The 7,335-nt window shown below is 67.1% G+C and carries 7 protein-coding genes; 1 reads left to right on the top strand and 6 read right to left on the bottom strand.

From position 1 onward, the window contains the following. The coding region (locus tag AC6H42_RS19195; RefSeq protein ID WP_497548725.1) for a methyl-accepting chemotaxis protein at nucleotides 1–527 on the top strand (527 nt) is incomplete at its 5' end. 21 nt (nucleotides 528–548) lie between these two features. Here the strand turns inward: AC6H42_RS19195 and AC6H42_RS19190 are convergent. The 6 genes from AC6H42_RS19190 to AC6H42_RS19165 form a co-directional block, all read right to left on the bottom strand. Beyond that, nucleotides 549–2,936 (bottom strand): TonB-dependent receptor, encoded by a 2,388-nt coding sequence (locus tag AC6H42_RS19190; RefSeq protein WP_057157478.1) that lies wholly within the window; start codon nucleotides 2,934–2,936, stop codon nucleotides 549–551. A gap of 127 nt (nucleotides 2,937–3,063) precedes the next feature. Next, a complete protein-coding gene (locus tag AC6H42_RS19185; protein ID WP_057157479.1) occupies nucleotides 3,064–4,110 on the bottom strand; it encodes an aldo/keto reductase in 1,047 nt (348 codons plus the stop codon). 10 nt (nucleotides 4,111–4,120) lie between these two features. Continuing rightward, complete coding sequence (locus AC6H42_RS19180) at nucleotides 4,121–5,164, bottom strand: quinone-dependent dihydroorotate dehydrogenase (RefSeq protein WP_057157480.1); 1,044 nt, start codon at nucleotides 5,162–5,164, stop codon at nucleotides 4,121–4,123. A 32-nt stretch (nucleotides 5,165–5,196) separates the two neighbouring features. Next, nucleotides 5,197–5,925 (bottom strand): arginyltransferase, encoded by a 729-nt coding sequence (locus AC6H42_RS19175; RefSeq protein ID WP_057157481.1) that lies wholly within the window; start codon nucleotides 5,923–5,925, stop codon nucleotides 5,197–5,199. A gap of 67 nt (nucleotides 5,926–5,992) precedes the next feature. Further along, complete coding sequence (aat, locus tag AC6H42_RS19170) at nucleotides 5,993–6,727, bottom strand: leucyl/phenylalanyl-tRNA--protein transferase (RefSeq protein ID WP_057157482.1); 735 nt, start codon at nucleotides 6,725–6,727, stop codon at nucleotides 5,993–5,995. Beyond that, the gene (locus AC6H42_RS19165) at nucleotides 6,724–7,299 is read right to left on the bottom strand and encodes an NUDIX hydrolase (protein ID WP_057157483.1); all 576 of its coding nucleotides are present in this window, start codon (nucleotides 7,297–7,299) and stop codon (nucleotides 6,724–6,726) included. Before AC6H42_RS19165 ends, aat begins: the two co-directional genes overlap by 4 nt. Nucleotides 7,300–7,335: the final 36 nt, after the last annotated feature.

Raw genomic sequence — 7,335 nt, 5'->3', positions numbered from 1 at the left:
TCCAGACCAACATCCTGGCCCTGAACGCGGCGGTGGAGGCGGCGCGCGCGGGCGAGCAGGGCAGGGGCTTCGCGGTGGTGGCCTCCGAGGTGCGCAACCTGGCGCAGCGCTCGGCGGCGGCCGCCAGGGAGATCAAGGCGCTGATCGGCGAGTCGGTGCAGACGGTGGACGCGGGCGCGCGGCTGGTGGACGAGGCGGGGGCGACGATGGAAGGCATCGTCAAGGCCGTGCGGCAGGTGGCCGACATCATGACCGAGATCAGCGCGGCCAGCCAGGAGCAGAGCTCCGGCATCGCGCAGGTGAACCAGGCCATCGTGTCGATCGACGATGTGACGCAGCAGAACGCCGCGCTGGTGGAAGAGGCGGCGGCGGCTGCGCAGTCGATGCGCGACCAGGCCGAGATGCTGGCCGAGGCGGTCAGCGTGTTCCGGCTGGCGGAGCAGCAGTACCACGTGCACGCCCCGCGCAAGCCGGCGCCGGCCAGGCGCACCGCCAGCACCGCCGGCGAGGATTGGGAAGAGTTTTAGCCGGCGCTTGGCGGCCGTGCATCACCAGCTATAGCCCGCCTTCGCGTAGTAGTAGCGCCCGTTGAAGCCGTTGGGCGCAAAGCCGCTGTACGGATTGATGCCGTTGTTGTTCAGGTTGTTCAGCGACGTCACCTGGTCCGGATACTTGTCCGTCACATTGTCGATACCCGCGCTCAGCCGCCAGTTCTTGCCCAGCTTGACGCTGCCCGACACGTCCAGCACCCACTGCGGGCTGTACACCTGGTCCTGCGCGGCCAAGTTCTGCGGCACCGTGAAGCTGCCGTAGCGCGTGAGCTGTCCGCGCGCGGTCCAGACCCCGGCCGTATAGTCGGTCGCCAGGCTCAGCTTGTCCTTAGGCGAGCCCACGGTGGCGCGGTTCACCGTCTGGCGGTCGATCAGCAGCAGCTTGTTGGCCGTCAGTACGGCCGGATTGTCAGCCACACGCACGATCTCGTTCTTGTTGTGGTTGTAAGCCAGCGTGAAGTCCGCGCGGTCGCGGTTGGCCAGGTCGACGCGATAGGTGCTCACCAGGTCCACGCCCTTGGTGCGCGTGTCCACCGCGTTGGTGAAGTAGCGTGCCGCGCCCACCGGCGCGCCCTGTGCCGCCAGCGCCGCTTTCAGCGCGTCCGGCAGGATCAGGTTGGCCGAGAACAGGATGCGGTCGTCGATGTCGATGCGGTACACGTCCACCGTGGTGCTGAAGTTGCGGAACGGCTGCAGCTGCAGGCCCAGGCTCAGGTTCTTGGCCTTCTCCGGCTTCAGCGGCTGGGAGCCCAGCGCCAGTGCGGCGGCGCTGTTGACCGCGAAGGTGCCGGTTTCAATCGGCGTGTTCACGCCGTTGATGATGGAGAAGTTGGTGGTGGTGATGGTGTAGAACTGCTGCGCCAGCGACGGCGCGCGGAAGCCGGTGGAGGCGGTGCCGCGCAGCGAGACCGCGTCGCTGAAAGCGTAGCGCGCCGAGGCCTTGGCCGAGGTGGTGGTGCCGAAGTCGCTGTAGTTCTCGTGGCGCGCCGCCAGCGCGCCGGAGAACCGTGCGGTGAACGGCGCTTCCAGGTTCACGTAGACGGACTTGTTGTTGCGGCTGTTCTTGCCCGCGTTGACGGGGCGGAAGCCGCTGAAGCCTTGCGAGCCGCTGCCGCTGTAGGAGGCCGCGTCGCCAGCTTCGATCTCGTAGCTTTCGCGGCGCGCTTCGACGCCGGTGGCCAGCGTCAGCGGGCCGCCCAGGCCCGGCACCGCGAACTCGCGCGCCAGGTCGAAGTTGAACACGGACTGGGTGTTGGTCAGCTTGCCGAGGTGGAAGCTGGTCGGGCTCTTTTCCTTCAGGTCCTGGTTGACGGTGTTGTGGATGTTCAGGTCGAAGCGGTTGCTGCCGTAGTCCAGGCTGGCGTCCCAGCGCCATGCGCCGGCCGCGCCGCGCAGGCCGGCGGTCAGCGATTCGTCGATGGAGGTGCTGTCCTGCAGCGGCAGGAAGCCTTCCGGGAACAGCGGGCTGCGCTGCGCAGTGCCGTTCAGCGCGGTGCGCCAGGTGGCGGCGGCCTCGGTCTTGCGCTGGCCGAAATTGCCGTAGGCGTAGAAGTCGATGTCGTCGTTGACGCGCAGCTGGCTGTTGAAGAACAGGTTGCGCGGCTTGGTGTCCGGGTCGCCGTAGCGCTGGTTCACTTTGCCGTAGCGCGGCTCGGCCTTGTTGCGCAGGTCGGGGCCGGCGCGGTTGGTCGGGTCGCGCTCGGCCGCCTCGGCCGCCAGGCGCAGCCAGCCGCCGTTGCCCAGGTCGAAGCCGGCGGACGCCTTCAGCGTCACGCTCTGGCCGTCGCCTTCCTGGTATTCGCCGTAGCCGATTTCCGCTTCGCCGCCCTTGGCGCCTTTTTTCAGGATGATGTTGATGACTCCGGCGATCGCATCCGAGCCGTACTGGGCGGCGGCGCCGTCGCGCAGCACTTCGATGCGGTCGATGGCGGCGATGGGAATGGCGTTCAGGTCCACCGGCGCGGAGCCGCGGCCCAAGGTGCCGTTTACGTTGACCACGGCCGAGGCATGGCGGCGCTTGCCGTTCACCAGCACCAGCACCTGGTCCGGTGACAGGCCGCGCAGCTGCGCGGGGCGCACGGCGTCGCTGGCGTCGGCGCCGGACGGGCGCGGGAAGTTCACCGACGGCAGCACGCGGCCCAGCACCGTGGCCAGTTCGGTCGAGCCGGAAGCCTGCAGCTCGCGCGCGCCGATGATGTCGACCGGCGATTCGGAATCGGCGGTGCGGCGGTTCTTGGCGTAGGTGCCGGTCACCAGCACCGATTGCATCTCGGGTTCTGCCGCGCCTTGCGCGGTCTGCGCCGCAGCCGGCAGGCCGAGCGAAGCGACAAGGCTGAAGGCCAGCGCTGCGCGGCCTGGATGGGATTGCGTGTGGCGGAAGCTCATGGTTGACTCTCTTGCATGTATAAAGCAAGGAGCTTAATGAGGCGTTGCCAAAAGTGGAAGGAATCCTTCCTGCTAAGCTTATGTCACCCAGCTATATGGCGGCGCCCCGTTATGCGGGGCGCGCATATTACTGGCCCGGATTCGGCAGCCGCGCGTGGATGGCGTCGATCTGCGCCACCACTTCGGGCGCCAGCACGGTGCCCAGCGCGTCGATGTTTTCCTTCAGCTGCGCCAGGGTGGTGGCGCCGATGATGGTGGAGGCCACGAACCAGCGCGTGTAGCACCACGCCTGCGCCATCTGCGCCGGCGTCATGCCGTGGGCGCGCGCCAGCGCGGCATACTGCACCACCGCTTCCAGCACGGCCGGGCGCAGGTAGCGTGGGCTCCAGCTGGGCGGGAAAATCGTCAGGCGGCCGTGCGCTTTCGGGTTGTCCAGGTATTTGGCGCTGAGCTGGCCGAAAGCCAGCGGGCTGTACGCCAGCAGGCTGACCTGCTCGCGGTAGCAGGTCTCGTTGAGCAGGCTGGTTTCGTAGTGGCGCGCCGTCAGGTTGTACAGGTTCTGGATGGTGGCGATGCGCGGCAGGCCCTTCATCTCGGCCTGCTTGACGAATTCGCTCACGCCCCAGCACGATTCGTTCGACACGCCGATGTGGCGGATCTTGCCTTCCCGCTGCAGCTCGCCCAGCACGGCCAGCGTGTCTTCGATCGCCACGCAGGCGCGCTCGTTGGCCGGATCGAACACGGAGGCGCCGAAGATGGGCACATTGCGGCTCGGCCAGTGCAATTGGTATAAATCGATATAGTCCGTTTGCAGGCGCTGCAGGCTGGTGTCGACGGCGGCGCGGATGTTGGCCGCGTCCAGGTTGTTGCGGCCGCCGCGCACCCAGTGCATGTTCGGGTTCGGTCCGGCCACCTTGGTGGCCAGCACCACATTGGCGCGCTTGCCACTTTTCTTCAGCCAGCTGCCGATGTGGCGCTCGGTGGCGCCCTGCGTTTCGGCGCGCGGCATCACCGGGTACATCTCGGCGGTGTCGATGAAGTTGACGCCGCGCTCGAGCGCGTAGTCGAGCTGGCTGTGCGCGTCGGCTTCGGAGTTCTGCTCGCCGAAGGTCATGGTGCCGAGGCAGATTTTGCTGACTTTCAGGCCGCTGGCGCCGAGCGTGGAGTAGTCCATGGGCGCTCCTTTACTTGCGGCGGACCGCGTCGGCGCAGTCGCGCACCAGCGCGGGGCCGGCGTAAATCAGGCCGCTGTACAGCTGCACCAGCTGCGCGCCGGCGTCCATTTTCACCTTGGCGTCCGCGCCGCGCATGATGCCGCCCACGCCGATGATGGGCAGGGCATCGCCCAGCTCCGCCTTGAGCGCGCGGATCACCTGGTTGGACAGCTCGAACACCGGCGCGCCGGACAGGCCGCCCGCTTCGGCGCCGTGCTGCATGCCTTCCACGGCGCTGCGGCTCAAGGTCGTGTTGGTGGCGATCACGCCGTCGATCTTGTGGCGCAGCAGCGCGTCGGCGATGTTCTTGACCTGGTCGCCGTCCATGTCCGGCGCGATCTTCAGGGCCAGCGGCACGTAGCGCTTGTGCTGGTCGGCCAGGCGCTGCTGCGCGTCCTTCAGCTGGGCCAGCAGGCCGTCGAGCTCGGAGCCGCCCTGCAGCTGGCGCAGGTTCTTGGTGTTGGGCGAGGAGATGTTCACCGTCACGTAGCTGGCGTAGGGGTAGACCTTCTGCAGGCAGTGCAGGTAGTCGTCGGCGGCGCGCTCGATCGGGGTGTCGGCGTTCTTGCCGATGTTCAGGCCCAGCACGCCCTCCTTGTTCTGGTAGAAGCGCGAGGACTGCACGTTGGCCACGAAGGCGTCCACGCCGCCGTTGTTGAAGCCCATGCGGTTGATGATGCCGTGCGCGGCCGGCAGGCGGAACATGCGCGGCTTGGGGTTGCCCGGCTGCGCGCGCGGGGTGACCGTGCCCACTTCGATGGAGCCGAAGCCCAGGTCGGCCAGCGCGTCGATGAAGGCGCCGTCCTTGTCCAGGCCGGCGGCCAGGCCGACCGGGTTCTTGAACAGGATGCCCATCACGGTGCGCGGGTCCGGCTTGGGCGGACGCATGAAAGCGCGGGTCAGGCCCAGTTTGGAGGCCTTCTTGAGCGCGGGCAGCGTGAAGTGGTGGGCGGCTTCCGCGTCCATGGAAAACAGCATGGGGCGGGCGAGGGAGTACAGGAATTTGTCGGACATGGCGGGGGCGGGCGGAAAAAGTAGCCCGTATTCTACCTTGCCATGACACTCCATTGTCCCTTGATGCGCGCCTCCAGCGGCTGGAAATTGATCTTGTACGACATTTTCGGGCTATCGGCGATCCAGTAGCCGAGGTAGACATAGGGCAGGCCCAGCTCGCGCGCCTGGGTGATCTGCCACACGATGTTGTAGGTGCCGTAGGAAGCGCCTTCCACTTCGGGGTCGAAGAACGTGTAGACCGAGGACAGGCCGTCCGACAGCACGTCGATGATGCTGACCATGCGCAGCGTGCCGTCCGGCTCGCGGAACTCCACCAGGCGCGTGTTGACGCGGCTTTGCAGCAGGAACTGCGCATACTGGTCGCGGCTGTCCTGGTCCATGCCGCCGCCGGCGTGGCGCGTGCTCTGGTAGCGCAGGTACAGGTCGTAGTGCTCGTCCGAGAACGACAGCGTGGCCACGCCCGCCGTCAGGTCGCTGTGGCGGTTCCAGGCGCGGCGCTGGCCGCGCGTGGGCTGGAATTGTTCCGCCACCACGCGCACCGGCACGCAGGCCTGGCAGCCGTCGCAATAGGGCCGGTAGGTGAAGATGCCGCTGCGGCGGAAGCCGTTGCGCACCAGTTCGGAATACACGTCGGCATTGATGAGGTGCGACGGTGTGGCCACTTGCGAGCGGGCCTGGCGTTCATCCAGGTAGCTGCAAGGGTAGGGCGCTGTCGTGTAGAACTGCAGCGTTGCGAATGGCAGGTCGTTCAGGTGCGTCATGCGCTTCCCGGGGCAAAAATGGTGTCCGTGTGCATATCATAGCGCAGAAACCTGCGAACTCTGCACGCTAATCGGACGCGCCGGGGTAGGGCTGCAACGGGGTCCAGTCGGCAATGGCGGGCAGGCCGATGCTGGCGCGCAGGTGCTGCAGGAATTGTGCGCGCGGAACCGGGGCTGCGCCCAGCGAGGCCAGGTGGCCGGTCTCCTGCTGGCAGTCCACCATGGCTACGCCATTGCGTTTCAAGAAATGCACCAGGTAGGCCAGCGCGATCTTGGAGCCGTCGGTCACGCGCGCGAACATGGATTCGCCGTAGAACATGCGGCCGATGCACACGCCGTAGGCGCCGCCCACCAGCTCGCCGTCCAGCCACAGTTCGGACGAGTGGGCGTAGCCCAGCTGGTGCAAGCCGGTGTAGCCGGCGATGATGTCGTCCGAGATCCAGGTGCCGGGGCCGTCGCGGCGCGGCGCGGCGCAGGCGCGCATCACATCCTCGAAGGCGCTGTCAAAGCGCACCTGCCAGCGGCCGGCGGGATCGGCCGCGCTGCGCTGGACCTTTTTAATGGCTTTTTTCAGGCTGTCCGAGACGCGGAAGCGTTCCGTCATCAGCACCATGCGCGGGTCGGTGCTCCACCACAGGATGGGCTGTCCCTCGGAAAACCAGGGGAAGATGCCGCGCTGGTAGGCCGCCAGCAGGCGCGCCGGCGACAGGTCGGCGCCGGCGGCCAGCAGGCCGGGCGCGTCGGACGTCAGCGCCTGCGAGACGTCGGGGAAGGGAGTGTGGGCATCGAGCCAGGGGATCATACGTCGCTGCGCATGGGTTTCGTGATGTCCTGGGTGTGGAAGCCGTAGCCGCCGCCGCTGGCGCGCATGCGGGCGCGGTCGGCGAAGAACAGTTCCAGCGTGTTGCGGATGGTGGGGAAGGCCAGGTCGTCCCACGGGATCTGCGCTTCCGTAAACAGCTGCACCTCCAGGCTTTCCTCGCCGGGCGCGAAGTCGAGGTTGCGCAGCGTGGCCAGGTAGAACATGTGCACCTGGTGCACGCGCGCCACGTTCATCAGCGAAAACAGCGGACCCAGTTCGATATTGGCGCCGGCTTCCTCGACGGTTTCGCGCACCGCCGCTTCGGCTGTGGTTTCGTTGTTCTCCATGAAACCGGCGGGCAGGGTCCAGTAGCCATAGCGCGGCTCGATGGCGCGCTTGCACAGCAGCACCTGCAGCTGGCCGTCACGCTCCCACACCGGGATGGAGCCGAGCACCATCTTGGGGTTTTGATAATGGATGGCGGTGCAGTGGGTGCAGACGTAGCGCGGGCGGTTGTCGCCGGCGGGGATGGTCAGCTCGACCGGGTTGGCGCATTCGGAACAGAATTTCATGGGAGGCGGTTCTAGTCAGCGGTTTCTCGTCACAGT

The organism is Massilia sp. NBRC 108631, from assembly GCF_059704565.1.
Note: the sequence above shows the minus strand (reverse complement) of the source record. Positions and strands in the feature narration are given on the sequence as shown.